Source organism: Enterobacter sp. WCHEn090032, assembly GCF_003986875.1.
Lineage (GTDB): Bacteria > Pseudomonadota > Gammaproteobacteria > Enterobacterales > Enterobacteriaceae > Enterobacter > Enterobacter sichuanensis.
Window position 1 is genome coordinate 60,522 of sequence record NZ_RXRN01000018.1, and the last position, 26,857, is coordinate 87,378.

The following is a 26,857-nucleotide window of genomic DNA, read 5'->3' on the forward strand; positions in this document are numbered from 1 at the left end:
GGTGGCGGCTACGCCTTACCCGGCCTGTTGATTATTGTGCAGGTTTCGGCTGTGCTGCAACGGGTTCCAGCTGGAACACCACATCAACCTGATCGTCGAACTGGATCGTCGGCTGCTCGTAAGTTTCCTGAGCGGATACCGGCGCCGCATCGGCTTTCATCATTCGCACCATCGGGCTTGGCTGGTAGTTAGAGACGTGGTAACGCACGCTGTATACCGGGCCGAGCTTGCTGTTAAAGCCGGCAGCCAGCTGCTGTGCCTGGTGCATTGCGTCATCAATTGCCGCTTTACGTGCCTGGTCTTTGTATTTCTCCGGTTGCGCAACGCCCAGAGACACGGAACGAATTTCGTTGAGTCCCGCCTTCAGCGCGCCATCCAGCAAAGCGTTTAGCTTATCCAGCTGACGGACGGTCACTTCAACGGTACGCACGGCACGGTAACCCTTCAGGATACTTTTGCCATTCTGGTAGTCGTAATCGGGTTGAGTACGCAGGTTAGCGGAGTTGATATCTTTTTTACCGACACCGTTCTGCTCAAGGAAAGAGAGGTATTGCGCAACGCGATCGTCAGCCTGCTTCTTGGCAGACGCCGCATCTTTCGCGGCCACATTCACTTCAATTGCCAGCGTTGCAACATCGGGTACCGCATCCACGCTTGCGGTGCCTGACGTGACGATGTGCGGACCATCCGGCAGTTCACTTGCCTGCACCGACACCGCACCTAAACTTACTAATGCCGCCAGGGCCATCACCTTAAACTTCACTGTCATTCCTCCATGTTGCAAAGAGTGCCCCAACAACAGGGCGCATGCCAGCAAGCTTAGCGCGTCTTGTTCAGTTGTCCATAAGACAAGGCTTAGTTGAACAATTGCTGGACATGGTGAATCCCCTCTTTTGCCAGCTGAAAGGCGATAAACCACATCACCACGCCCACCAGCGTGTTGATGATCCGCTGCGCTTTGGCCGTACGCAGACGAGGGGCCAGCCAGGCCGCCAGAATCGCGAGCCCGAAGAACCAGAGGAAAGAGGCGCTTACCGTACCGAGCGCAAACCAGCGTTTAGGTTCAACGTCCAGCTGTCCGCCCAGGCTGCCCAGCACCACGAAGGTATCAAGATAAACATGCGGGTTAAGCCAGGTCACCGCCAGCATGGTGACGATAATCTTCCATCGCCCTTGCTTCATCACTTCAGCGCTTGCCAGTTCGAGGTTGCTGCTCATGGCCGTTTTCAGCGCGCCGAAACCATACCAGAGCAGGAACGCCACGCCGCCCCAGGTAACCAGCGCCAGCAGCCAGGGAGACTGCATCAGCAGTGCGCTACCGCCAAAAATGCCGGCACAGATCAGCAGTAAATCGCTTACCGCGCACAGCAGGGCAATCATCAGATGATACTGGCGGCGGATGCCCTGGTTCATCACAAACGCATTTTGTGGACCGAGGGGAAGGATCATGGCCGCACCTAATGCAAGCCCTTGAAAGTAATACGATAACATGACGATATTCTCACTGTATTGTCCTGGAAGCAGACTATACTGCGCGAATCACATTAGAGGAAATTGATAATATTAATTGGGGATTAGCGGGGCTTATAAAAACTAAAGCCCGGTGTCGCGAGCGCGTACCGGGCCTAGGGATGATGTTATTCTGCTTCTTTGACTTTTTTGACGTTGACGTCCATCTGCGGGTACGGGAAGCTGATGCCGTTGGCATCGAAGTCGCGCTTAATACGCTCCAGCACGTCCCAGTAAACGTTTTGCAGATCGCTGCTCTTGCTCCAGATACGGACCACAAAGTTAATAGATGATGCCCCCAGTTCGTTCAGACGAACGGTCTGCTCTTTGTCTTTGAGAATGCGATCGTCTGAGGCAATGATGTTGCTAATCAGCGTCTTCACCTGATCGATATCAGAGTCATACGCCACGCTGATAATCAGCTCGTTACGACGCACCGGTTCACGGGAGAAGTTAATGATGTTGCCTGCAATGATTTTCCCGTTCGGCACGACCACGATGCGGCCATCAACGGTACGCAGTGTCGTTGAGAAAATCTGCACCTGCAGCACGGTTCCGGCAATGCCGCCAAGGTCGACATATTCACCTGAGCGGAACGGGCGGAAGGTTACCAGCAGTACACCTGCAGCCAGGTTTGAGAGCGAGCCCTGCAGCGCCATACCAATCGCTAACGTGGCGGCACCGAGCACCGCGATCACCGATGCAGTTTGAACCCCGACTCGCCCTAATGCAGCAATCAACGTAAAGGCAATGATGCCGTAGCGCATCAGCGCAGAGAGGAAATCAGCTACAGTGGCATCAATGTGTCGCCCAACCATCAAGCGGTTAGCCGTGTTCGATACGATCCGCGCCACGATCATCCCGACGATAATGATGGCGATCGCCGCGACGATGTTCACGGCATAGCTCAGCAGCAGAGCCTGGTTGCGCACCAGCCAGGTACCCGCGTTATTGATGCTGTCTACAACATCGAGTTGTTCCATTTATTCTTCCTTTTGTTAAACCCAAACATAAAATCCATCCCCCGTGGAGACAGGCAGGTCAGTAAAGGGTAAACAAAAAGCACCGGGTTTGCCAAACAGATCACAAAAACCAGCCCGACAGGCTATTGAAAAAGCATAAAAAAAGGCCCGCATTTGCGGGCCTTCTGATGCTGTTAGCAGCTCTGATTACAGAACGTCGATCGCGTTCAGTTCTTTGAAAGCCTGCTCCAGACGGGTCACCATGGACGTCTGCGCTGCGCGCAGCCATACGCGTGGATCGTAGTATTTCTTGTTCGGCTGATCTTCGCCTTTCGGGTTGCCCAGCTGGCCCTGCAGGTAAGCTTCGTTCGCTTTGTAGTACTGCAGAATACCGTCCCAGGTTGCCCACTGGGTGTCGGTATCGATGTTCATTTTCACTACGCCGTAGCTTACGGAGTCTTTGATTTCCTGAGCAGAAGAACCGGAACCGCCGTGGAAGACGAAGTTCAGGCTGTTGTGCGGCAGGTTGTGTTTTTTGGACACGTATTCCTGAGAGTCACGCAGAATGGTCGGGGTCAGAACCACGTTACCTGGTTTGTAAACGCCGTGTACGTTACCGAAGGACGCTGCAATGGTGAAGCGTGGACTGATTTTGCTCAGCTCGGTGTAAGCGTAATCAACGTCTTCTGGCTGAGTGTACAGGGCAGAAGCGTCCATGTGGCTGTTGTCCACGCCGTCTTCTTCACCACCGGTGCAACCCAGTTCGATTTCGAGGGTCATGTCCATTTTGGCCATGCGCGCCAGGTATTTAGAGCAGATTTCGATGTTTTCGTGCAGGGATTCTTCAGACAGGTCGATCATGTGAGAAGAGAACAGTGGCTTACCGGTTGCCGCGAAGTGTTTTTCACCCGCGTCCAGCAGACCGTCGATCCACGGCAGCAGTTTCTTCGCGCAGTGGTCAGTGTGCAGGATAACAGGAACACCGTAGTGTTCAGCCATCTGGTGTACGTGGTGCGCACCAGAGATCGCGCCCAGGATAGCAGCACCCTGAGGAATGTCAGTTTTCACGCCTTTACCCGCGATAAACGCAGCACCGCCGTTAGAGAACTGAACGATAACCGGCGCTTTAACTTTTGCAGCGGTTTCCAGTACGGCGTTGATGGAGTCGGTACCCACGCAGTTAACTGCTGGCAGAGCGAAGTTGTTTTCTTTAGCTACCTGGAACACTTTCTGTACGTCATCACCAGTGATCACGCCAGGTTTTACGAAATCAAAAATTTTAGACATGTTGCTTAGTCCTGTATCTTCGGCCGTTAGAAAAGGTGCGAGCTCTTAAAAGCGCGCTGAAAATTGGGCAGGTTTCCCTGCCCCTGAATGGCTTACTTCTTAGCGCGCTCTTCGAGCATTGCTACTGCTGGCAGTACTTTACCTTCCACGAATTCGAGGAATGCACCGCCACCAGTGGAGATGTAGGAGATCTTGTCAGCGATACCGAACAGGTCGATTGCTGCCAGAGTGTCACCGCCGCCTGCGATAGAGAACGCTTCGCTGTCTGCGATAGCGTTAGCAACGATTTCAGTACCTTTACGGAAGTTCGGGAATTCGAACACGCCAACAGGACCGTTCCACAGGATTGTTTTTGCGTTCTTCAGGATTTCAGCCAGTTTCTGTGCAGAAACGTCGCCCAGGTCCAGAATCTGCTCTTCATCTTTGATGTCGTTTACAGATTTCAGGGTCGCTGTCGCAGTTTCCGAGAACTCGGTTGCGACGCGAACATCCGTTGGAACCGGGATATCGCAGGTGCCCAGCAGGCGTTTAGCTTCGTCAACCAGGTCTGCTTCGTACAGGGATTTACCGACGTTGTGGCCCTGAGCGGCAACGAAGGTGTTCGCGATACCACCGCCAACGATCAGCTGGTCAGCGATTTTAGACAGGGAATCCAGAACGGTCAGTTTGGTAGACACTTTAGAACCACCCACGATAGCCACCATTGGGCGAGCGGGTTCTTTCAGTGCTTTACCCAGTGCTTCCAGTTCGTCAGCCAGCAGAGGACCGGCACACGCAACGTCTGCAAATTTACCGATACCGTGGGTAGACGCCTGCGCACGGTGAGCCGTACCGAAAGCATCCATCACGAATACGTCGCACAGTGCAGCGTATTTTTTGGACAGGGTTTCGTCGTCTTTCTTCTCGCCTTTGTTGAAGCGAACGTTTTCCAGAACCACCAGTTCACCGGCAGCAACTTCAACGCCGTCCAGGTAATCTTTTACCAGGCGAACCGGGTTGGACAGTTTGTCTTTCAGGTAATTAACAACTGGCAGCAGAGAGAACTCTTCGTTGTACTCGCCTTCGGTTGGACGACCCAGGTGGGAGGTAACCATCACTTTCGCGCCCTGCTTCAGAGCCAGTTCGATGGTTGGCAGTGATGCACGGATACGCGCGTCACTGGTCACTTTGCCATCTTTAACCGGTACGTTCAGATCAGCACGGATGAAAACGCGTTTACCAGCCAGATCCAGATCGGTCATCTTAATTACAGACATGGTGAATCCTCTCGTTGATTCTTAAAGTTTTGCAGACGCACGATGCGTCTTACCTGAAACCTTGAGCGGCCATTGCTAACGTGGTGTCGAGCATTCGGTTAGCAAAGCCCCATTCGTTATCACACCAGACCAGCGTCTTGATAAGGTGTGCGCCACTGACGCGCGTTTGAGTACCATCGACGATGGCGCTGTGCGGGTCGTGGTTAAAATCCACTGAGACCAACGGTAATTCCGTATAGTCAACTATACCATGAAATGCCCCCTGTGCCGCTTTTTGCAGCAACTGGTTGACTTCACAGGCTTTTACCGGTTTTTTCACCGTCACGCTCAGGTCGATGGCGGTGACGTTGATCGTCGGAACACGCACGGCAATCGCTTCAAAGCGGTCATTAAACTGCGGAAAAATTCGGGTGATCCCTGCCGCCAGTTTGGTATCCACCGGAATGATTGACTGGCTCGCTGCACGCGTGCGCCGTAAATCCGGGTGGTAAGCGTCAATCACCTGTTGATCGTGCATGGCGGAGTGAATCGTGGTCACGGTACCGGATTCAATGCCATACGCATCGTCTAACAGTTTGATGACCGGAATAATGCAGTTAGTGGTACAGGAGGCGTTGGAGACAATGCGGTGTTCAGCTTGCAGCTCATGCTGGTTGACGCCAAACACGACGGTCGCGTCGAGGTCGTTACTGCCGGGATGGGAGAACAGGACTTTTTTCGCACCTGCCGCGAGATGCGCTTCGCCATGTTCGCGATTGCCGTACACACCGGTACAGTCAAGCACCACATCCACACCCAGTTCGCGCCAGGGTAGCCCGGAAATGCTGCTCTCATGCAGCACACGAATAGCGTCGTCACCCACATAGAGCTGATCTCTGTCCTGGCGCACATCCCAGGCAAAGCGTCCGTGGCTGGTGTCATATTTCAACAAATGCGCCATGCCCGTAGCATCCGCCAGTTCATTGATTGCCACCACGGTTATTTCCGCCCGACGTCCGGATTCATACAGAGCACGAACCACATTACGCCCGATGCGACCGAAGCCATTAATCGCTACGCGTACGGTCATAGATCTCCTGCAAAGCACTCCCTGGGTTTGAGGTGGCTGAAAGAGTAATCCAGCTACGCCCGAAGGGGAATCCTTGCTGTCACAAACTGCGATTGATTGGTCAATTGTCGAACATTTAATCGACTGAAACGCTTCAGCAAGAATAAGCGAAACGAGGAATAAAAGGAATGTCTGTCCAGATGAATAAGCAAGCTATATGACTTGCGTCACATTTTAGGTGGAATAATTTACGGCGAGGTAAAAGCAAAACGGTAACCGAGAGGTTACCGTTTTTAGTGTTTGCACCCTCTCCCAGTGAGAGAGGGCTGGGGTGAGAGCATCAGCCCGCACCGTACAAACAATTACAGCAGTTCTTTCGCCTTAGCGACAACGTTCTCAACGGTGAAGCCGAACTCTTCGAACAGCTGTTCTGCCGGAGCAGATTCACCGAAAGTGGTCATACCGACGATGGCGCCGTTCAGGCCCACATATTTGAACCAGTAGTCAGCGATACCCGCTTCCACTGCCACACGCGCGGTTACCGCTTTAGGCAGAACGGATTCACGGTAAGCAGCATCCTGTTTGTCGAACGCATCGGTAGACGGCATGGATACCACGCGCGCTTTCACGCCTTCGGCAGTCAGTTTGTCCCAGGCGGCGACAGCCAGTTCCACTTCAGAACCGGTTGCGATGAAGATCAGCTCAGGCTGGCCTGCGCAATCTTTCAGCACATAACCACCGCGCGCGATGTTCGCCAGCTGCTCTGGCGTACGATCCTGCTGAGCCAGGTTCTGACGGGAGAGGATCAGCGCGGTTGGGCCGTCCTGACGCTCAACACCATATTTCCAAGCCACAGCGGACTCAACCTGGTCACATGGACGCCATGTGCTCATGTTCGGGGTCACACGCAGGGAAGCCACCTGCTCTACCGGCTGGTGAGTTGGACCATCTTCGCCCAGACCGATGGAGTCGTGGGTATAGACCATCACCTGACGCTGTTTCATCAGCGCAGCCATACGCACGGCGTTACGCGCATATTCCACGAACATCAGGAAAGTAGAGGTGTACGGCAGGAAACCACCGTGCAGCGCGATACCGTTCGCGATCGCCGTCATACCGAATTCACGTACACCGTAATGGATGTAGTTACCGGCAGTATCTTCGTTGATTGGCTTAGAGCCAGACCACAGGGTCAGGTTAGACGGAGCCAGGTCAGCGGAGCCGCCAAGGAATTCCGGAAGCAGAGGACCGAACGCTTCGATCGCGTTCTGAGACGCTTTACGGCTGGCGATTTTGGATGGGTTCGCCTGCAGTTTAGCAATGAACTCGTTCGCTTTCGCGTCGAAGTCAGACGGCATGTCACCTTTCATACGACGGGTGAATTCAGCGGCTTCCTGCGGGAAGGCTTTCGCGTACGCAGCAAACTTCTCGTTCCATGCCGCTTCTTTGGCCTGGCCTGCTTCTTTTGCATCCCACTGCGCATAAATGTCAGAAGGGATTTCGAATGCAGGGTGTTTCCAGCCCAGCGCTTCACGGGTCAGCGCGATTTCCGCGTCGCCCAGTGGCGCACCGTGGGAGTCGTGAGTACCCGCTTTGTTCGGTGAACCAAAGCCGATGATGGTTTTGCACATCAGCAGGGATGGTTTGTCAGTGACAGCGCGCGCTTCTTCTACCGCACGTTTAATCGAGTCAGCATCGTGGCCATCAACGCCACGCACCACGTGCCAGCCGTAGGCTTCGAAACGTTTAGCGGTGTCATCAGTGAACCAGCCTTCAACGTGACCGTCGATGGAGATGCCGTTGTCGTCATAGAACGCAACCAGTTTGCCCAGCTTCAGGGTACCTGCCAGAGAGCACACTTCGTGAGAAATGCCTTCCATCATGCAGCCGTCACCCATGAACGCATAGGTGAAGTGGTCAACGATGTCATGACCAGGACGGTTGAACTGCGCCGCCAGGGTTTTCTCAGCAATCGCCATACCCACTGCGTTAGCAATACCCTGACCCAGTGGGCCGGTGGTGGTTTCTACGCCAGCGGTGTAACCCACTTCCGGGTGACCTGGTGTTTTGGAGTGCAGCTGACGGAAGTTTTTCAGCTCTTCGATAGGCAGATCGTAGCCAGTGAGATGCAGCAGGCTATAAATCAGCATAGAGCCGTGGCCGTTAGACAGTACGAAACGGTCGCGGTCAGCCCAAGACGGGTTCTGCGGGTTGTGGTTCAGGAAATCACGCCACAGGACTTCGGCGATATCAGCCATACCCATAGGGGCCCCTGGGTGGCCGGATTTGGCTTTCTGTACTGCGTCCATGCTCAGCGCACGAATAGCATTAGCAAGCTCTTTACGTGAGGACATTTTAACTCCAGATCGGACTGTTAAAGGCCATGCCCTTGACGACAGCGCGTTTTGGGCTACGCCGGAAAAAAGTGCCAACAATGTAACCCAAGCGGCATGCCATGTACATGGACCATTCTTTTGCAGCTTAAGAAATCTCTGGATCATGCTCGCATGTTGCGCAATCTGCTCGCCCGGCCTCGTCGATATTCCTTATACTTAGCCCGAGTCCGGCTTCGCTGCCGGTGCACTTTTCAGATTTTATTCAGATTAACGAGTACGGAAACAACCTCATGAAAATGCGTGCAATAGTGCTGGCCCTGGGTACAACGCTCCTGCTGAGCGGCTGTCAGAATATGGATTCTAACGGTCTGATGACGTCAGGCGCAGAAGCCTTTCAGGCCTATTCCCTGAGCGATGCGCAGGTTAAAGCGCTGAGTGACCAGGCCTGTAAAGATATGGACGGAAAAGCCACCCTTGCGCCGGCTAACAGTACCTACACGCAGCGTCTGAATAAGATTGCTTCCGCGCTGGGCGATAACATCAACGGCCAGCCGGTGAATTACAAGGTTTACATGGCGAAAGACGTGAACGCGTTCGCCATGGCGAACGGCTGTATCCGCGTCTATAGCGGGCTGATGGACATGATGAATGACAATGAAGTCGAAGCGGTCATCGGCCATGAGATGGGCCACGTTGCGCTCGGCCACGTGAAGAAAGGGATGCAGGTTGCCCTGGGCACCAATGCCATTCGCGCAGCGGCGGCCTCAGCGGGCGGTATCGTTGGTAGCCTGTCACAGTCACAGCTGGGCGATGTCGGTGAAAAACTGGTTAACTCCCAGTTCTCACAGCGCCAGGAGTCCGAAGCGGATGACTACTCCTACGATCTGTTGCGCAAACGCGGGATTAATCCTTCCGGTTTAGCCACCAGCTTTGAAAAACTGGCCAAACTGGAAGCGGGACGTCAAAGCTCCATGTTTGACGATCATCCGGCCTCAGAAGAACGCGCACAGCATATTCGCGACCGTATGGCAGCAGACGGAATTAAATAATTTTGGAAGGAGGCAAATTTGCCTCCTTTTTATTTCGCATGAATTGTTAACTTAACCGCACGTATCGGTAACGCCCCCGGAAGCCCCGACAAATCAGCCTTACCGATTGAAATCTTTGATCACATAATTATTGCAAACGGTAACCTTTCCGGTAATTATCACGTCCGTAGTCATTCAAATTAATATATCCATACAGAGACGTTCCCTCCGTGAAAAAAGAATTATCATTAATTGCTTTAAGCTTATTTGCCGCATTACCCGCCGCTGCAAGCCAGCAATCCGACAGCCAGGGTTTTATTAACGACAGCCATTTGAACCTGTTTTTACGTAATGCGTATATCAGCCGTGATTACCATCAGGGCCAGCAGGATAAAGCCGAATGGGGCCAGGGCATCATCGCGACCTTTGAATCCGGCTATACCGAAGGCGTGGTGGGCTTTGGGGTCGATGGCATCGCGCAATACGGCGTGCGTCTGGACGGTGGTCGCGGCAAGAGCGGCGCGGGCGGCATTGACTTCTTTAAACAGGAAGACGACGGCCGGGCGAAATCCGATCTGGCAAAGTTTGGTGCAACCGCAAAAATGCGCTTTTCAAACACCGTACTGAGCTACGGTAATCAGCGCCCTGAGCTGCCCATCGTTAATGCCGACAGCTCCCGCCTGCTGTTTGAAAGCTATACCGGCACCATGCTGACCTCAAAAGAGATCGACGGTCTGGAAATCAACGCCGGTTACTTCACCGACGAGCAGCGTAAAAGCGACGATCGCCACGACAGCGGGCTCAAGAGCCTCTCCTTCGGCGGCGCGAGCTACCAGTTCAACGACCAGTTCAGCGGCGCGCTGTACGCCTCGCATAATGAAGAGGTGATGAACAAGCAGTATCTGGGCATGAACTTCAAACAGCCGTTCAGCACCGGACAACAGCTGGTGCTCGACTTCAACGGGTATAACTCCCGTCTGGATCAGCGTTACGCTGACAGCCTCAACACGGGCCGCAGCAACACCATCTGGAGCCTGGCGGCAAGCTATATCTGGGATATTCACACGTTTAAACTGGCGTACCAGCAGAGCAGCGGCAGCACTGGCTACAACTACGGTGGCTACCGCGACCAGGGCGGCGTGGGTGACGGTGGCAACACCATCTGGCTGGCGAACTCCTACTGGTCTGATTTCAACGGAGAAGACGAGCGTTCATGGCAGGCTTCTTACGGTCTGGATTTCGCGGGTCTCGGCCTGCCGGGTCTCAGCTGGACCACCGCCTACGTGCGTGGCGACAACATCAAAACGTCTGAAACCAGCAACGGCAAAGAGCACGAGTGGTTTAACCAGATCCAGTACCAGGTGCAGGATGGCCCGGCGAAGGATCTTAAACTCAAACTGCGTTACTCCGTCCTGCGCGTCTCCAGCAACGCCAGCGATTACAACGTCGGTGGGGACGAGATCCGTGCTTACGTGGAGTACCCGTTTAACGTGTTCTGATGAAAAAAAACCTCTCCGCGGAGAGGTTTTTTTACGCCACGAGGGGCTGGCTTATTCGCCTTTTTTCGCTGCCTGGATGTAGAGCATTTCCAGCGCCAGAGTCGCTGCAGCCAGCGCAGTGATCTCGGACTGGTCATAGGCAGGGGCCACTTCCACCACGTCCATCCCGACAATGTTCAGATCCTTCAGGCCGCGCACCAGTTTAATCGCACGGTCTGAGGTCAGGCCGCCGATCACCGGCGTACCGGTACCCGGCGCAAATGCCGGATCCAGGCAGTCGATGTCGAAGGTCAGATAGACAGGCATATCACCCACGATCTGTTTCACCTGCGCGATGATGTCATCCACGCCGCGATCGTTAACCTGGCAGGCATCCAGCACGGTGAAGCCGTTGTCTTTGTCGAACTCGGTACGGATACCGATCTGCACGGAGTGGTTCGGGTCGATCAGACCTTCGTTTGGCGCGGTGAAGAACATGGTGCCGTGGTCGAACTCGCAGCCGTTCGCGTAGGTGTCGGTATGCGCATCGAAGTGCACCAGCGCCATTTTACCGAAGTGCTTCGCGTGGGCGCGCAGCAGCGGCAGGGTCACGAAGTGGTCGCCGCCGAAGGAGAGCATGCGCTTACCGGCAGCCAGCAGCTTCTCGGCATGGGCCTGCAGCTTCTCGCTCATCTCACGCGCGTCACCGAAGGCGTACACCAGGTCACCGCAGTCCACCACGTTCAGGCGCTCACGCATGTCGAAGTTCCACGGGAAGCGGTTATGCTCCCAGGCCAGGTTAGTGGAAACCTGACGGATTGCTGCCGGGCCGTGACGACCACCCGCGCGACCAGAAGTGGCCATATCGAACGGCACACCGGTGATGACCCAGTCAGCGTCGCTGTCGTACGGCTGGAAGTTCATCGGAAGGCGTAAAAAACCAAACGCGTTAGATACCAGAGAGTTATCGTACTGATGACCTAAAGTGCTCATGTCCTGACCTCATTCAAAGTCTATGTAAAAAAAATCCCCTCCGCGTCGTTAAACCCGACGAGGAAGGGATTGATTCGTAAATCGCTAATTGGGGCGAATTATCGCCGGTAATGCATACGGGTTCAAGTGAGTATAGCACTCTGCCGGATGACGGCTTCGCCTTATCCGGCCTGCAGTCGCAGGCCCGGTAAGCGCAGCGCCACCGGGCATCAGCGACTACTCGTCTTCCAGGTAGGTATACCCGTACAGACCCGCTTCAAACTCTTCCAGGAACTGCTGCTGCAGCGCATCGTCCAGACCGGTGTTTTTCACCTGATCGCGGAACTGGGTCAGCAGCGTTTTCGGATCCAGCTGCACATATTCCAGCATATCCGCCACGGTGTCCCCTTCGTCGGACAGCTCAACTTCCACGCTGCCGTCAGGGAAGACAAACACGTCAACCGCTTCGGTATCACCGAACAGGTTGTGCATGTTGCCGAGGATCTCCTGATACGCCCCGACCATAAAGAAGCCCAGCATTGGCGGGTTCTCCGGGTCGTATTCCGGCATTGGCATCGTCGTGGCGATACCGTCGCCATCTACGTAGTGGTCGATAGCGCCGTCAGAGTCACAGGTAATATCCAGCAGCACCGCACGACGTTCCGGAGCATGATTCAGCCCTTCCAGCGGCAGAACCGGGAACAGCTGATCGATACCCCAGGCATCCGGCATCGACTGGAACAGCGAGAAGTTGACGTAAATCTTGTCCGCCATACGTTCCTGCAGCTCGTCGATAATCGGACGGTGCGCACGGTTGCTCGGATCGAGCTGCTTCTGCACTTCGTGGCACATGTTCAGATAGAGCTGCTCTGCCCACGCGCGCTCCTGCAGGCTAAAGGTGCCTGAAGAGTAGCCGACGTGAATATCGTGCAGATCCATCTGGCTGTCGTGCAGCCACTCGCGCAGGGAACGACGCGTGCCCGGCTCGTGCATCTCCTGCCAGGTTTCCCACATGCTTTGCAGGGAACGGGGAGCATCCTCTGCCGGCGGCGTCGCTTCGGTGGTTTCGCTGCGCTCAACGCCAATGATATTCGAGACCAGCACGGTATGGTGCGCCGTAACGGCACGTCCGGATTCGGTGATCACCGTCGGGTGCGGCAGGCCATGCTCTTCACAGGCATCGCCAATCGCCCAGATAATGTTGTTGGCGTATTCGTTCAGGCCGTAGTTCACGGAGCAGTCGGACTGCGAGCGGGTACCTTCATAGTCCACGCCCAGGCCGCCGCCCACGTCAAAGCACTGAATATTGACGCCAAGCTTATGCAGTTCAACGTAGAAACGCGCTGATTCACGCACGCCAGTGGCGATATCGCGAATGTTGGCCATCTGCGAGCCGAGGTGGAAGTGCAGCAGCTGAATGCTGTCCAGACGACCGCGCTCGCGGAGAATTTCCACCAGCTGCAGCACCTGGTTGGCCGCCAGGCCGAACTTGGATTTTTCGCCACCGGAGGACTGCCATTTACCGGACCCCTGGGACGCCAGACGCGCACGCACGCCAAGACGTGGCACCACGTTCAGACGCTCGGCCTCTTCCAGCACGATCGCGATTTCGGTCATCTTCTCGATAACCAGATAGACCTTGTGGCCCATCTTCTCGCCAATCAGCGCCAGACGAATATATTCACGGTCCTTATAACCGTTACAGACGATCACCGAACGGGTCATGCCCGCATGCGCCAGCACGGCCATCAGCTCTGCCTTGGAGCCCGCTTCCAGACCCAGCGGTTCACCGGAGTGGATCAGGGATTCAATCACGCGGCGGTGCTGGTTCACCTTGATCGGGTAAACCAGGAAGTAGTCGCCTTTATAGCCGTAAGATTCACGCGCACGCTTGAACGCGGCGTTAATCGAACGCAGACGGTGTTGCAGGATCTGCGGGAAACAGAACAGTGCAGGCAAACGCTGGCCCTGTGCTTCGCGGGCTTTTACCAGTTTGGCAAGATCCACGCGCGCTTCAGGGACGTCGGGATCCGGGCATACGCTAATGTGGCCCAGTTCGTTGACGTCGTAGTAGTTATTGCCCCACCAGGCAATATTGTAAGTGCGCAGCATCTTGCTGGCTTCCTGGGAGCTCATCGCAACCTCCTGCATAGAACGTAGTACACCCTGTTCGCCCGCTGACGAAGGCGAAAAAGAAGACATGTCGTCAGACATAGCGAACCTCAACTCTTTGTATTAAGTGTAAAACAGTTGACTACTATCGCAGCGTTATACGGCGATAACAACCCATAAACGGCTCCGTTTCCCAGCAGAGTATGCTGAAATCCAGACCGTGCGACCGGTTTCTTATTCATATCATTGTAAAACACGTATCCGAACTCTGTATGACAAGGTTCGGCGAAACCACGAGAAAACTCTTGTATTAACAAGAGCGCCCTTGTTCAGTTTTCACAAAGCGTGACCGGCCCTGGAATCCTGAGAAGCGCCGAGATGGGTATAACATCGGCAGGTTTGCAGACTAGAAATGCGGGTTGCGGGAATCAAATGCGCGCCAGAACGGCTGCGCTGAATTAGCGAAAAACGATGGTTCATTATCTCGTATCACCTCCACGGCCGCCTCTGTTGAAACGGACCACAAGCCAAAGCTAAAAGTTCACTGCTTAACCCGGCTGGAAGTGGCGACACGATGAATCCATCGAGCGCTTTTTTGGTTATCCTAAATAATTCGAGTTTCAGGAAGGCGGCGACGCAGCGAATGCCCGGGAGCTTACAAAAGTAAGTGACTGGGGTGAGCGAGGAAGCCAACGCACATGAAACTTGAAGTATGACGGATATGAGCCGCGCGCCGCGTTTTATACCGAGAAGGGGGCTAAAAAGCAAAACAAAAATGCGCGTGTTGCCAGTGCCGTCAGGAAAAATTTCCAGCGCTGTTTTCAACTCAGTGAGAGGTGAATCAAAAAAAACTGGAAATCGGGCGAAGAAGTGACCTAAAATAGCCATCCAGATGTTAATCCATCTATACTGATTAACACTCATACTGCCAGTGTCAAAAACCTGCAGGCCTTGGTAGAATTATCTCCTTTGGCTATTCCACACAGCAGCTTGAGCTAACCAAATTCCTCTTAGGTGAAATAAAACATGGCAAAACACCTGTTTACGTCCGAGTCCGTATCAGAAGGACATCCTGATAAAATTGCTGACCAAATCTCCGATGCGGTGCTGGATGCGATCCTGGCCCAGGATCCAAAAGCGCGCGTAGCGTGTGAAACCTATGTCAAAACCGGCATGGTTCTGGTTGGCGGTGAGATCACCACCAGCGCATGGGTTGATATCGAAGAGATCACCCGTAACACGGTGCGTGAGATCGGCTATGTGCATTCTGATATGGGCTTTGATGCCAACTCCTGCGCGGTACTGAGCGCGATTGGCAAACAGTCTCCAGACATCAACCAGGGCGTTGACCGTGCCGATCCGCTGGAACAGGGTGCGGGCGACCAGGGTCTGATGTTCGGCTATGCAACCAACGAAACCGACGTGCTGATGCCAGCACCTGTCACCTACGCACACCGTCTGGTGCAGCGCCAGGCTGAAGTACGTAAAAACGGTACCCTGCCGTGGCTGCGTCCGGATGCGAAAAGCCAGGTGACCTTCCAGTACGACGACGGCAAAATCGTCGGTATTGACGCGGTGGTTCTCTCTACCCAGCATTCCGAAGAGATTGATCAGAAATCCCTGCAGGAAGCAGTGATGGAAGAGATCATCAAACCTGTTCTGCCAACTGAATGGCTGAGCAGCGCAACCAAATTCTTCATCAACCCAACCGGACGCTTTGTGATCGGCGGCCCAATGGGTGACTGCGGTCTGACCGGCCGTAAAATCATCGTTGATACCTACGGCGGCATGGCGCGTCACGGTGGCGGTGCGTTCTCCGGTAAAGACCCGTCTAAAGTGGACCGTTCTGCGGCGTATGCGGCGCGTTATGTGGCGAAAAACATCGTTGCTGCCGGCCTGGCTGACCGCTGTGAGATTCAGGTTTCCTATGCTATCGGCGTGGCGGAACCCACCTCCATCATGGTTGAAACCTTTGGTACTGAGAAAGTGCCTTCAGAACAGCTGACCCTGCTGGTGCGCGAGTTCTTCGACCTGCGTCCATACGGCCTGATTCAGATGCTGGATCTGCTGCACCCTATCTACAAAGAAACCGCTGCATACGGTCACTTTGGTCGCGAACATTTCCCATGGGAAAAAACCGACAAAGCCGCCCTGCTGCGTGAAGCTGCCGGTCTGAAATAATCGACTGACATCTCTTTTAAAAGGCCAGCCTTCGGGCTGGCCTTTTTTTGTCGGGTGGCGGCTGAAAGGCGCACTATATGGAACCGATTACACCGCAACGGAAGCCTTCCGCTTTCAGAATATTCTCTTTGCATGATCGTCTTTCTTCTGCTGTTACATCCCCTTTCAGTTAAGTCTGAAATGTGCTCTTTCGCGATGCACATCACCTCATTTACCTCTATATTTTCAAAGCCTTAATTTTATTTACGGTTGCACATTAGTGTAACCGATTACACCAATGTGATTAATCTCACATATTTTTACGGGTCGCTCACCTACCCTTAATATCAATAAAACTGATAACCCAACTGGAGGGCATAATGCCTGACAATAAAAAACAGGGGCGTACGTCCAACAAGGCGATGACTTTCTTCGTCTGTTTCCTCGCCGCCCTGGCAGGATTACTTTTTGGCCTGGATATCGGCGTAATTGCCGGTGCATTACCCTTTATCACTGAAGAGTTCCAGATCAGCGCTCACACCCAGGAGTGGGTGGTCAGCTCCATGATGTTTGGTGCTGCCGTCGGGGCCGTCGGTAGCGGCTGGCTCTCCTTCAAACTCGGACGTAAAAAGAGTCTGATGATCGGCGCGATCCTGTTCGTTGCCGGTTCACTCTTCTCTGCCGCTGCGCCTAACGTTGAGGTGCTGCTGATATCCCGCGTGCTGCTCGGCCTGGCCGTAGGCGTGGCATCCTACACCGCGCCGCTTTACCTGTCTGAAATCGCACCGGAAAAGATCCGCGGCAGTATGATCTCGATGTACCAGCTGATGATTACCATCGGTATTTTGGGCGCATACCTTTCCGATACCGCGTTTAGCTACAGCGGCGCATGGCGCTGGATGCTCGGCGTAATCATCATCCCTGCGGTTCTGCTGTTGATTGGCGTCTTCTTCCTGCCGGACAGCCCGCGCTGGTTTGCCGCTAAACGCCGTTTCGTCGATGCCGAGCGCGTGCTGCTTCGCCTGCGTGATACCAGCGCAGAGGCGAAGAACGAACTGGAGGAGATCCGCGAAAGCCTGAAGGTTAAACAGTCTGGCTGGGCGCTGTTCAAAGAGAACAGTAACTTCCGCCGTGCGGTCTTCCTCGGCGTGCTGTTGCAGGTCATGCAGCAGTTCACCGGGATGAACGTCATCATGTACTACGCGCCAAAAATCTTTGAGCTGGCGGGTTACACCAACACCACCGAGCAGATGTGGGGAACCGTCATCGTGGGTCTGACCAACGTGCTGGCGACCTTTATCGCCATCGGCCTGGTGGACCGCTGGGGACGTAAGCCAACCCTGACGCTGGGCTTCCTGGTGATGGCGGCCGGCATGGGTGTCCTCGGAACCATGATGCACGTAGGAATTTACTCACCAACCGCACAGTACTTTGCGGTAGGCATGCTGCTGATGTTTATCGTCGGGTTTGCGATGAGTGCCGGTCCGCTGATTTGGGTACTCTGCTCCGAAATTCAGCCGCTGAAAGGGCGTGATTTTGGTATAACCTGCTCTACCGCAACGAACTGGATTGCCAACATGATCGTCGGCGCAACGTTCCTGACCATGCTCAACACCCTGGGTAACGCCAACACCTTCTGGGTCTACGCCGGTCTGAACATCTTCTTTATTGTGCTGACCATCTGGCTGGTTCCAGAAACCAAACATGTGTCGCTGGAACATATTGAACGTAACCTGATGAAAGGTCGTCCTCTGCGCGAAATCGGCGCCCACGACTAATCCTCACACGGGAGGTGCCCCTTGCACCTCCCCGCTTCGCGATTTATGCTCTGCCCCTATGAAAGCTCCCCGTCTCCCCATTGCCATCCAGCAAGCCGTTATGCGCAGCCTGCGGGAAAAACTCGCCCAGGCAAACCTGAAGCTCGGGCGCAACTATCCTGAACCTAAAATCGTGTATCAGCAGCGTGGCACTGCGGCCGGTACCGCCTGGCTCGAGTCTTATGAGATCCGCCTTAACCCGGTTCTGATGATGGAAAATCAGCAGGCGTTTATCGATGAAGTGGTACCGCATGAGCTGGCGCACCTGCTGGTGTGGAAGCACTTTGGGCGCGTCGCCCCCCACGGGAAAGAGTGGAAGTGGATGATGGAGGCGGTGCTCGGCGTTCCGGCGCGCCGGACCCATCAGTTTGAGCTGGAATCAGTACGCCGCAATACCTTCCCCTACCGCTGCCAGTGTCAGCAGCACCAGCTTACCGTCCGTCGCCATAATCGCGTGGTGCGCGGCGAAGCGACCTACCGCTGCGTGAAATGCGGTGAACCGCTGGTTGCGGAATAATCACCTGAACTTTCAGGAACTTTCCTGATCTGACTGATTGCATACAGGAACAACATTCGTTACGTTGCGGGCTCGTTTTGACACGGAGTGTAAGATGTCCCGTAATGTTTCTCTCGCGGTCGCCTTTTTGACGACGGCGCTCTCAGGCCACGCGCTGGCTGACGGTATCACCAGTTTCTCTCAGGCCAAAGCGGCCGGTGTGAAGGTTAACGCTGACGTGCCGGGCGATTTCTACTGCGGCTGTAAAATTAACTGGCAGGGTAAAAAAGGGGTCGTTGACCTTGAGTCCTGCGGTTATAAGGTGCGTAAAAACGAAAACCGCGCCAGCCGTATTGAATGGGAACATGTCGTTCCGGCATGGCAGTTTGGCCACCAGCGCCAATGCTGGCAGGATGGCGGACGTAAAAACTGCGCCAAAGATCCGGTTTATCGTCAGATGGAAAGCGATATGCATAACCTGCAGCCCGCTGTGGGTGAAGTGAATGGCGACCGCGGCAATTTCATGTACAGCCAGTGGAACGGTGGCGAAGGCCAGTACGGCCAGTGTGGAATGAAGGTTGATTTCAAAGAGAAAGTCGCCGAGCCTCCTGCCCGCGCGCGCGGCAGTATTGCCCGCACCTACTTCTATATGCGTGACCGTTACGACCTCAACCTTTCCCGCCAGCAGACGCAGCTGTTCAACGCCTGGGACAAGCAATACCCGGTGACGGAGTGGGAGTGCCAGCGCGACGAACGCATCGCCAGGGTTCAGGGGAATCATAACCCTTACGTCCAGCGGGCTTGCCAGGCGCAAAAGAGCTAACCTACACTAGCGGCAATTTGCTTACATCGTATGACACACGGAATTTCTGACTATGCGCATTCCCCGCATTTATCATCCTGAACTGATTACCGCAGGCCGAGAAATCGCCCTGTCTGATGACGCCGCCAACCACGTTGGTCGCGTGCTGCGCATGGGCGCAGGTCAGGCCATTCAGCTGTTCGATGGCTCTAACCAGGTTTTCGACGCGGAAATTACGCGGTCCGATAAAAAAAGCGTGCACGTTAACGTGCTGCATGGCGAGGTGGATGATCGCGAATCACCGCTGCACATTCATCTGGGCCAGGTAATGTCGCGCGGGGAAAAGATGGAGTTCACCATTCAGAAATCCATTGAACTCGGTGTAAGCCTCATTACGCCACTTTTTTCTGAGCGCTGTGGCGTTAAACTGGATGCGGAACGTCTGAACAAGAAGATCCAGCAGTGGCAGAAAATTGCCATTGCGGCTTGTGAACAGTGTGGCCGTAACCGTATTCCGGAGATCCGCCCGGCGATGGATCTGGAGGCGTGGTGTGCAGAAGAGGAAAGTGGGCTGAAGCTCAATCTTCATCCGCGCGCCAGCGCCAGCATCAATACGCTGCCCTTGCCCGTCGAGCGCGTACGCCTGCTGATTGGTCCCGAAGGTGGGCTTTCGGCGGATGAAATCGCGATGACGGCACGTTACCAGTTTACTGATATTCTGTTGGGACCTCGCGTTCTGCGCACTGAGACAACGGCACTCACGGCCATTACCGCGCTACAGGTACGGTTTGGCGATCTGGGTTGACGCATATTGGAGAGAAAGATGATCAAGCTCGGCATCGTGATGGACCCCATCGCAAACATTAACATCAAGAAAGATTCCAGCTTCGCTATGCTGCTGGAAGCGCAGCGTCGCGGCTATGAACTCCACTATATGGAGATGAACGATCTTTACCTGATCAACGGTGAAGCCCGGGCGCGCACCCGCATCGTTAACGTCGAGCAGAACTACGACAAATGGTACGAATTCGGCACAGAGCAGGACATTGCGCTTGCCGATCTCAACGTCATTCTGATGCGTAAAGATCCGCCATTCGACACCGAGTACATCTACTGCACCTATATCCTTGAACGTGCAGAGGAGAAAGGGACGCTGATCGTCAACAAACCGCAGAGCCTGCGCGACTGTAATGAAAAACTCTACACCGCCTGGTTCTCTGACCTGACGCCTGAAACGCTGGTGACCCGCAGCAAAACCCAGTTGAAGGAATTCTGGCAGAAGCACGGTGATATCATCATGAAGCCGCTGGACGGCATGGGCGGCGCGTCGATTTTCCGCGTGAAAGAAGGCGATCCGAACATTGGCGTGATTGCCGAAACCCTGACCGAGCTGGGTACCCGTTACTGCATGGCGCAGAACTATATTCCGGCGATCAAAGACGGCGACAAACGCGTGCTGGTGGTGGATGGCGAACCGGTGCCGTACTGCCTGGCACGTATCCCGCAGGGTGGCGAAACCCGCGGTAACCTGGCCGCGGGTGGCCGCGGTGAGCCACGCCCGCTGACCGAAAGTGACTGGGAAATTGCCCGCCGCGTCGGTCCGACCCTTAAGGCGAAGGGGCTTATCTTCGTTGGCCTGGATATCATCGGCGATCGTCTGACGGAAGTGAACGTCACCAGCCCGACCTGCATTCGTGAAATTGAAGCGGAATTCCCGGTCTCGATCACCGGAATGCTGATGGACGCCATCGAAAAACGCCTGCAGAAATAACCCACCAATGAGTGACAGCGCCCGGGTTTCTCCGCATACTGGTCGCTGTCGCTTTTTAAACCAGGAAACAGTACCTCTGACAATGAATTTACAGCATCACTTTCTTATTGCCATGCCTGCTCTCCAGGACCCGATTTTTCGCCGCGCTGTGGTGTATATCTGTGAATACAATGAAGACGGCGCGATGGGCATTATCATCAACAAACCGCTGGAAAATCTTCAGGTTGAAGGGATTCTGGACAAGCTGAAAATCCCGGCTGAAGCGCGTTTGCCGGAAATTCGGCTGGATAAACCCGTGATGCTGGGTGGACCTCTTGCAGAAGATCGCGGTTTTATTCTTCATACACCACCGGTATTCGCTTCCAGTATTCGCATTTCGGATAACACCGTCATCACTACCTCGCGCGACGTGCTTGAAACGCTGGGCACCGCTGAGCAGCCTTCAGAAGTGCTGGTGGCGCTGGGCTATTCCTCGTGGGAAAAAGGCCAGCTTGAGCAAGAGATCCTCGATAACGCCTGGCTCACCGCCCCAGCGGACATGAATATCCTGTTTAAAACCCCTATCGCCGATCGCTGGCGTGACGCGGCGAAACTGATTGGCATTGATATTCTGACCATGCCTGGCGTAGCGGGGCACGCCTGATGAGCGGAACACTTCTGGCTTTTGATTTTGGCACCAAAAGCATTGGCGTCGCCGTGGGTCAGCGCATTACCGGCACCGCACGTCCGCTGACGGCCCTGAAGGCCAACGACGGCACGCCAGACTGGAGTCTCATTGAACGTCTGCTCAAAGAGTGGCAGCCGGATGACGTGATTGTTGGGCTGCCGCTCAACATGGATGGCACAGAACAGCCGCTTACCGCCAGGGCGCGTAAATTTGCCAATAAAATCCACGGTCGCTTTGGTGTTTCCGTAAAGCTTCACGACGAGCGTCTCAGCACTGTCGAAGCGCGTGCGGGTCTGTTTGAACACGGCGGTTTCAGGGCGCTCAACAAAGGCAGCGTGGACTCCGCTTCTGCCGTCATCATCCTCGAAAGCTATTTCGAACAGGGCTTCTGAGCAAGGGGCCTACAGCCGCCCCTGCGCCCGTCTCTCCGCCAGGCTCTGGTCAAAGTTCTGCATGCCCGCCTGCTGACCGGTTTGAATGATGCCGGGCAGTTGCCACGTTTTTCCTTCGCGAATCAGATTCGCCGCCGCAGCGGTATTCACCAGCAGTTCATACAGCGCGACGCGTCCATCCTGGAGATCGGGAACCAACCTCTGCGCCAGCACCGCCCGCAGGCTGCCGGCCAGCTGGTTGCGCACCGGATCTTTCTCCTGCGCCGGAAACGTATCGACCAGCCGTTCAATCGCCTGCGATGCCCCGCGCGTATGCAGCGTCGCCAGCACCAGATGCCCGGTTTCCGCCGCCGTCAGCGCCAGGCGGATCGTCTCGCTGTCGCGCAGTTCCCCCAGCAGGATCACGTCCGGATCCTCGCGTAACGCACCGCGCAGTGCTTCCGCAAATGACGGCGTGTGCTGGCCTATCTCCCGCTGCTGAATCAGGCAGCGTTCACTCTGGTAGATAAACTCCACCGGGTCTTCAAGCGTGAGGATATGGCCGTCGGTATGATGGTTGAGAAAATCGACCATCGCAGCGAGCGTGGTGGATTTGCCGCTACCGGTTGCCCCCGTCACCAGAATCAACCCGGTATCATTGGATAACAGTTCCGAAGTGGCCCGCGGCACGCCCAACGAAGCGAGTTGCGGACAGGTTCGCGGCAACAGCCGAAGCGTCACGGAGACACCTCTCATCTGCCTGAAGGCACTGCCGCGCAGGCGCTGGCCCCCCGCTACCGTCACCGCAAAATCCACCTGCCCGTTTGCCCACCATATTCCTTGCTGCTCGTCGTTGAGCCACGCTTTTAGCAACGCTTCAACGTCCGGAGGCGGAAACGGTGCCGGCTCAAGACGGCCTGTTCTGCGCCAGCGGGGTGGCGAATCACTGCACAGGTGTAGATCGGAGACGTTATGCTTTACACTAAGGGCCACCATTTCTTCCACATCCATAGACTACTCCTCGGAAAATGAACGACATTGCGCATAACCTGGCACAGGTCCTGGACAAAATCTCAGCCGCCGCAACGCGTTGCGGCCGTGCTTCAGAAGAAATTACGTTACTTGCAGTCAGCAAAACGAAGCCTGCGAGCGCCATCGCAGAAGCCATTGATGCAGGCCAGCAAGCGTTTGGTGAAAACTACGTTCAGGAAGGCGTGGATAAAATTCGCTACTTCCAGCAACAGGGGAATACGTCTCTGCAGTGGCACTTTATTGGTCCCCTGCAGTCGAACAAAAGCCGTCTGGTGGCAGAGCACTTCGACTGGTGCCACACCATTGACCGTCTGCGCATTGCGACCCGCCTGAATGACCAGCGTCCGGCAGAGTTGCCTGCGCTTAACGTGCTGATTCAGGTCAACATCAGCGATGAAAACAGCAAGTCCGGCATTACGCTCAGTGAAGTAGATGCGCTGGCGGCAGAGGTGGCCGCCCTGCCGCGCTTAACCCTGCGCGGGCTAATGGCCATTCCAGCCCCTGAGTCAAGTTATGAAAGGCAGTTTGCCGTGGCACAGCAAATGGCTGTAGCATTTGAGGCGCTTAAAGCGCGCTATGACACGGTAGACACGCTTTCTCTGGGCATGTCGGATGATATGGAAGCCGCCATCGCGGCAGGCAGCACTATGGTGCGCATCGGTACAGCCATTTTCGGTGCGCGCGACTACACCCAATAATAAGGAAACCTGAGGAACGCCATGAAGACGTTGACTTTCCTGCTCTCAACGGTCATTGAGCTGTATACGATGGCGCTTTTGCTGCGCGTCTGGATGCAGTGGGCCCGCTGTGATTTTTACAACCCGTTCTCGCAGTTTGTCGTGAAAATCACGCAACCTGTTGTCGGACCGCTGCGCCGTATTATCCCTGCAATGGGTCCCATCGACAGCGCGTCTTTGCTGGTGGCGTTTATTCTGAGCGTTATCAAAGCAATCGTGCTGTTTATGGTCATTACCTTCCAGCCGATCATCTGGATTGCAGCCGTCCTGATCCTGATTAAAACCATCGGTCTGCTGATCTTCTGGGTGCTGCTGGTGATGGCCATCATGAGCTGGGTCAGCCAGGGTCGTAGCCCGGTGGAGTACGCCTTGATTCAGCTGGCCGAGCCGCTGCTGCGTCCGATCCGTAACCTGCTTCCGTCTATGGGCGGTATCGATTTTTCGCCGATGATCCTCGTTCTGCTGCTTTATGTGGTCAACATGGGGATCGCCGAGCTGTTACAGTCCACGGGCGATATGCTGCTGCCGGGGCTGTGGATGGCGCTATGAGTGCAGTAAGCACCTGCGCTGACGGGCTGGTTTTACGGCTGTATATTCAGCCGAAAGCCAGCCGTGACACTATTGTTGGACTGCATGGCGACGAGTTAAAAGTCGCCATCACTGCCCCGCCCGTTGACGGCCAGGCGAACGCGCATCTGACAAAATATCTGGCAAAACAGTTTCGCGTGGCTAAAAGCCAGGTCATCATTGAAAAAGGCGAACTGGGGCGGCATAAACAGGTAAAAATCCTCAACCCGCAATCTATCCCGACGGAAGTCGCGGCTTTGACAGAACAGGACTAAACCATGCAGAAAGTTGTTCTCGCGACCGGTAATGCCGGTAAAGTGCGCGAGCTGGCCTCGCTATTACATGATTTTGGGCTGGATGTGGTCGCCCAGACCGAGCTCGGCGTGGATTCCGCCGACGAGACGGGGCTGACGTTTATCGAAAACGCGATCCTGAAAGCACGCCATGCCGCGCAGATTACGGGCCTGCCGGCAATTGCTGACGACTCCGGCCTGGCAGTTGATTTTCTCGGCGGCGCGCCGGGGATCTACTCTGCACGCTATTCCGGCGTGGACGCGACCGACCAGCAGAATCTGGAAAAGCTGCTTGTCGCGCTGAAAGACGTGCCGGACGAGCAGCGTACCGCGCAGTTCCACTGCGTGCTGGTCTATATGCGTCATGCGGAAGACCCGACCCCCATCGTCTGCCATGGCAGCTGGCCGGGAGTGATTACCCGCGAAGCGGCAGGCAACGGCGGTTTTGGCTACGACCCTATTTTCTTTGTCCCGTCCGAGGGCAAGACCGCTGCGGAACTGACCCGCGAAGAGAAAAGCGCGATTTCCCACCGCGGACGCGCCCTGAAACTGTTACTGGAAGCACTGCGTAATGGCTAATCTGCCACCTCTGAGTCTTTATATTCACATCCCGTGGTGCGTGCAGAAATGCCCGTACTGTGATTTCAACTCGCACGCGCTGAAGGGCGAAGTGCCGCACGATGACTACGTTGCGCATCTTCTGGCCGACCTGGACGCCGATGTCGCGTACGCGCAGGGACGTGAAGTGAAGACCATTTTCATTGGTGGCGGTACGCCGAGCCTGCTGTCAGGCCCGGCGATGCAAACGCTGCTGGACGGCGTGCGTGCGCGCCTGAACCTGGCAGCGGATGCTGAAATTACGATGGAAGCCAACCCCGGCACCGTTGAGGCCGACCGTTTTGTCGAGTATCAGCGTGCAGGCGTGAACCGCATCTCCATCGGTGTGCAGAGCTTTAGCGAGCCGAAACTGAAACGCCTGGGGCGCATTCACGGCCCGGAAGAGGCGAAGCGTGCGGCAACGCTGGCGACGGGGCTTAATCTTCGCAGCTTCAACCTGGATTTGATGCACGGCCTGCCGGACCAGTCGCTGGACGAGGCGCTGGACGACCTGCGCCAGGCGATTGAACTGAACCCGCCACATCTTTCGTGGTACCAGCTCACCATCGAGCCCAACACGCTCTTTGGTTCGCGCCCGCCAGTCCTGCCGGACGACGACGCCCTGTGGGATATCTTCGAGCAGGGCCACAGGCTTTTGACTGCCGCAGGCTATCAGCAGTATGAAACGTCCGCCTATGCGAAGCCAGGCTATCAATGTCAGCACAACCTGAACTACTGGCGGTTTGGCGACTATCTGGGGATTGGCTGCGGCGCGCACGGTAAAGTGACTTTCCCGGACGGGCGTATTCTGCGCACGGCGAAGACCCGCCACCCGCGTGGCTATATGGAAGGCCGTTACCTGGAACGTCAGCATGATGTCGAGGCGGTGGATAAACCGTTTGAATTCTTTATGAACCGCTTCCGCCTGCTGGAAGCCTCACCGCGTGCGGAGTTTGCGCGTTATACCGGGCTGCCGGAGTCAGTGATTCGTCCACAGATTGACGAAGCGCTGGCGCAGGGGTATCTCACGGAATGTGAGGAATACTGGCAGATCACCGAGCACGGCAAACTGTTCTTAAACTCCCTTCTCGAGCTGTTCCTCACCGAAGGATCCTGAAGGCTGATTCAGGATTTTACATCCCGCGCTGCCGGCTGAGGGAAAGGCTGGCAGAGTGTGGGGATGGACATTACTCGCTCATACGCAAAGCAGCTCCGACGAGAGCTGACAAAGGAAGAGAGACGGCTGTGGTATTTACTGCGCAGCCGCCGTTTCGAAAATTATAAATTTCGCCGACAGCATCCGGTAGGAAACTACATACTGGATTTCGCCTGCTGCGCTGCGCGGCTGGCTATTGAACTGGATGGCGGACAGCATGCTGAAAATCAGGAATACGATCGTCAAAGGACGTTATGGTTAAACCAAAAGGGCTGGTACGTCATTCGTTTCTGGAACAACGAACTTTGTAATAACGAAGTGGCGGTGTTAGAAAAGATCCTTGAGACACTGAAAACGCTGCTACCCTCACCCCGGCCCTCTCCCTGAAAGGGAGAGGGTACAA

28 protein-coding genes are annotated in these 26,857 nt (G+C 55.1%); 16 read left to right on the forward strand and 12 right to left on the reverse strand.

All coding sequences use genetic code 11. The annotated features are described in order from the left end of the window. Positions 1 to 31: 31 nt before the first annotated feature. The 7 genes from EKN83_RS15865 to tkt form a co-directional block, all read right to left on the reverse strand. Positions 32 to 763: an oxidative stress defense protein gene (locus EKN83_RS15865; protein ID WP_025757736.1), complete on the reverse strand. Its 732-nt coding sequence runs from the start codon at positions 761 to 763 to the stop codon at positions 32 to 34. 92 nt (positions 764 to 855) lie between these two features. Then, positions 856 to 1,491: an arginine exporter ArgO gene (argO, locus tag EKN83_RS15870; RefSeq protein ID WP_025757735.1), complete on the reverse strand. Its 636-nt coding sequence runs from the start codon at positions 1,489 to 1,491 to the stop codon at positions 856 to 858. A gap of 146 nt (positions 1,492 to 1,637) precedes the next feature. Next, on the reverse strand, positions 1,638 to 2,492 hold the full coding sequence (gene mscS, locus EKN83_RS15875) for a small-conductance mechanosensitive channel MscS (RefSeq protein ID WP_095450743.1): 855 nt from the start codon (positions 2,490 to 2,492) through the stop codon (positions 1,638 to 1,640). 186 nt (positions 2,493 to 2,678) lie between these two features. After that, complete coding sequence (gene fbaA / locus EKN83_RS15880; protein WP_008499731.1) at positions 2,679 to 3,758, reverse strand: class II fructose-bisphosphate aldolase; 1,080 nt, start codon at positions 3,756 to 3,758, stop codon at positions 2,679 to 2,681. 92 nt (positions 3,759 to 3,850) lie between these two features. Continuing rightward, on the reverse strand, positions 3,851 to 5,014 hold the full coding sequence (gene pgk, locus EKN83_RS15885) for a phosphoglycerate kinase (RefSeq protein WP_023309116.1): 1,164 nt from the start codon (positions 5,012 to 5,014) through the stop codon (positions 3,851 to 3,853). A 49-nt stretch (positions 5,015 to 5,063) separates the two neighbouring features. Beyond that, on the reverse strand, positions 5,064 to 6,083 hold the full coding sequence (gene epd / locus EKN83_RS15890) for an erythrose-4-phosphate dehydrogenase (RefSeq protein WP_025757731.1): 1,020 nt from the start codon (positions 6,081 to 6,083) through the stop codon (positions 5,064 to 5,066). Between the two features lie 341 nt (positions 6,084 to 6,424). Further along, complete coding sequence (tkt, locus tag EKN83_RS15895; RefSeq protein ID WP_025757729.1) at positions 6,425 to 8,416, reverse strand: transketolase; 1,992 nt, start codon at positions 8,414 to 8,416, stop codon at positions 6,425 to 6,427. Between the two features lie 272 nt (positions 8,417 to 8,688). Between tkt and EKN83_RS15900 the strand changes: the two genes are divergently transcribed. Beyond that, entirely contained in the window at positions 8,689 to 9,447 is a 759-nt protein-coding gene (locus EKN83_RS15900; RefSeq protein WP_025757728.1) for a M48 family metallopeptidase, read from the forward strand. Between the two features lie 209 nt (positions 9,448 to 9,656). Continuing rightward, on the forward strand, positions 9,657 to 10,925 hold the full coding sequence (locus tag EKN83_RS15905; protein WP_095450744.1) for an OprD family outer membrane porin: 1,269 nt from the start codon (positions 9,657 to 9,659) through the stop codon (positions 10,923 to 10,925). 51 nt (positions 10,926 to 10,976) lie between these two features. Here EKN83_RS15905 and speB read toward each other — a convergent pair whose 3' ends face one another. The 4 genes from speB to EKN83_RS23570 all read right to left on the reverse strand — a co-directional run bounded on the left by speB (position 10,977) and on the right by EKN83_RS23570 (position 14,876). Beyond that, positions 10,977 to 11,897, reverse strand: a complete 921-nt coding sequence (gene speB, locus EKN83_RS15910) for an agmatinase (RefSeq protein WP_025757725.1) — start codon at positions 11,895 to 11,897, stop codon at positions 10,977 to 10,979. A gap of 216 nt (positions 11,898 to 12,113) precedes the next feature. Next, the gene (speA, locus tag EKN83_RS15915) at positions 12,114 to 14,090 is read right to left on the reverse strand and encodes a biosynthetic arginine decarboxylase (protein ID WP_025757724.1); all 1,977 of its coding nucleotides are present in this window, start codon (positions 14,088 to 14,090) and stop codon (positions 12,114 to 12,116) included. Between the two features lie 8 nt (positions 14,091 to 14,098). Continuing rightward, on the reverse strand, positions 14,099 to 14,230 hold the full coding sequence (gene yqgB / locus EKN83_RS15920) for an acid stress response protein YqgB (RefSeq protein ID WP_127312443.1): 132 nt from the start codon (positions 14,228 to 14,230) through the stop codon (positions 14,099 to 14,101). Positions 14,231 to 14,477: 247 nt separating this feature from the next. After that, positions 14,478 to 14,876, reverse strand: a complete 399-nt coding sequence (locus EKN83_RS23570) for a hypothetical protein (RefSeq protein ID WP_025757723.1) — start codon at positions 14,874 to 14,876, stop codon at positions 14,478 to 14,480. 138 nt (positions 14,877 to 15,014) lie between these two features. Between EKN83_RS23570 and metK the strand changes: the two genes are divergently transcribed. From metK to ruvX, 8 genes are all read left to right on the forward strand, one after another. Continuing rightward, complete coding sequence (metK, locus tag EKN83_RS15930) at positions 15,015 to 16,169, forward strand: methionine adenosyltransferase (protein WP_014885184.1); 1,155 nt, start codon at positions 15,015 to 15,017, stop codon at positions 16,167 to 16,169. 359 nt (positions 16,170 to 16,528) lie between these two features. Beyond that, positions 16,529 to 17,926, forward strand: a complete 1,398-nt coding sequence (gene galP, locus EKN83_RS15935; RefSeq protein ID WP_126801268.1) for a galactose/proton symporter — start codon at positions 16,529 to 16,531, stop codon at positions 17,924 to 17,926. A gap of 58 nt (positions 17,927 to 17,984) precedes the next feature. Beyond that, on the forward strand, positions 17,985 to 18,482 hold the full coding sequence (locus tag EKN83_RS15940; RefSeq protein WP_025757721.1) for a SprT family zinc-dependent metalloprotease: 498 nt from the start codon (positions 17,985 to 17,987) through the stop codon (positions 18,480 to 18,482). Between the two features lie 94 nt (positions 18,483 to 18,576). Continuing rightward, entirely contained in the window at positions 18,577 to 19,284 is a 708-nt protein-coding gene (gene endA, locus EKN83_RS15945; RefSeq protein WP_059384945.1) for a deoxyribonuclease I, read from the forward strand. Positions 19,285 to 19,336: 52 nt separating this feature from the next. Beyond that, complete coding sequence (gene rsmE, locus EKN83_RS15950; RefSeq protein WP_059384944.1) at positions 19,337 to 20,068, forward strand: 16S rRNA (uracil(1498)-N(3))-methyltransferase; 732 nt, start codon at positions 19,337 to 19,339, stop codon at positions 20,066 to 20,068. A gap of 18 nt (positions 20,069 to 20,086) precedes the next feature. Continuing rightward, a complete protein-coding gene (gene gshB / locus EKN83_RS15955; RefSeq protein ID WP_025757718.1) occupies positions 20,087 to 21,034 on the forward strand; it encodes a glutathione synthase in 948 nt (315 codons plus the stop codon). Between the two features lie 82 nt (positions 21,035 to 21,116). Beyond that, positions 21,117 to 21,677: a YqgE/AlgH family protein gene (locus EKN83_RS15960; RefSeq protein WP_025757717.1), complete on the forward strand. Its 561-nt coding sequence runs from the start codon at positions 21,117 to 21,119 to the stop codon at positions 21,675 to 21,677. Next, on the forward strand, positions 21,677 to 22,093 hold the full coding sequence (gene ruvX, locus EKN83_RS15965) for a Holliday junction resolvase RuvX (RefSeq protein ID WP_045286598.1): 417 nt from the start codon (positions 21,677 to 21,679) through the stop codon (positions 22,091 to 22,093). The genes EKN83_RS15960 and ruvX overlap by 1 nt, the downstream gene beginning before the upstream one ends. Before the next feature lie 9 nt (positions 22,094 to 22,102). Here the strand turns inward: ruvX and EKN83_RS15970 are convergent, their stop codons facing one another. Beyond that, positions 22,103 to 23,083, reverse strand: coding sequence for a type IV pilus twitching motility protein PilT (locus tag EKN83_RS15970; RefSeq protein ID WP_126801269.1), 981 nt, complete (start codon positions 23,081 to 23,083; stop codon positions 22,103 to 22,105). Between the two features lie 17 nt (positions 23,084 to 23,100). On the opposite strand from EKN83_RS15970, the gene EKN83_RS15975 reads away from it, so the two are divergent. The 6 genes from EKN83_RS15975 (at position 23,101) to EKN83_RS16000 (ending at position 26,841) form a co-directional block, all read left to right on the forward strand. Next, positions 23,101 to 23,802 (forward strand): YggS family pyridoxal phosphate-dependent enzyme, encoded by a 702-nt coding sequence (locus EKN83_RS15975; protein WP_126801270.1) that lies wholly within the window; start codon positions 23,101 to 23,103, stop codon positions 23,800 to 23,802. A 21-nt stretch (positions 23,803 to 23,823) separates the two neighbouring features. Then, on the forward strand, positions 23,824 to 24,390 hold the full coding sequence (locus tag EKN83_RS15980; RefSeq protein WP_013098667.1) for a YggT family protein: 567 nt from the start codon (positions 23,824 to 23,826) through the stop codon (positions 24,388 to 24,390). After that, complete coding sequence (yggU, locus tag EKN83_RS15985; protein ID WP_025757710.1) at positions 24,387 to 24,683, forward strand: DUF167 family protein YggU; 297 nt, start codon at positions 24,387 to 24,389, stop codon at positions 24,681 to 24,683. Before EKN83_RS15980 ends, yggU begins: the two co-directional genes overlap by 4 nt. Before the next feature lie 3 nt (positions 24,684 to 24,686). Continuing rightward, on the forward strand, positions 24,687 to 25,280 hold the full coding sequence (locus EKN83_RS15990) for an XTP/dITP diphosphatase (RefSeq protein ID WP_047959435.1): 594 nt from the start codon (positions 24,687 to 24,689) through the stop codon (positions 25,278 to 25,280). Beyond that, positions 25,273 to 26,415: a radical SAM family heme chaperone HemW gene (gene hemW, locus EKN83_RS15995; protein WP_126801271.1), complete on the forward strand. Its 1,143-nt coding sequence runs from the start codon at positions 25,273 to 25,275 to the stop codon at positions 26,413 to 26,415. The genes EKN83_RS15990 and hemW overlap by 8 nt, the downstream gene beginning before the upstream one ends. 63 nt (positions 26,416 to 26,478) lie before the next feature. Continuing rightward, a complete protein-coding gene (locus EKN83_RS16000; RefSeq protein ID WP_126801272.1) occupies positions 26,479 to 26,841 on the forward strand; it encodes an endonuclease domain-containing protein in 363 nt (120 codons plus the stop codon). Positions 26,842 to 26,857 lie beyond the last annotated feature (16 nt).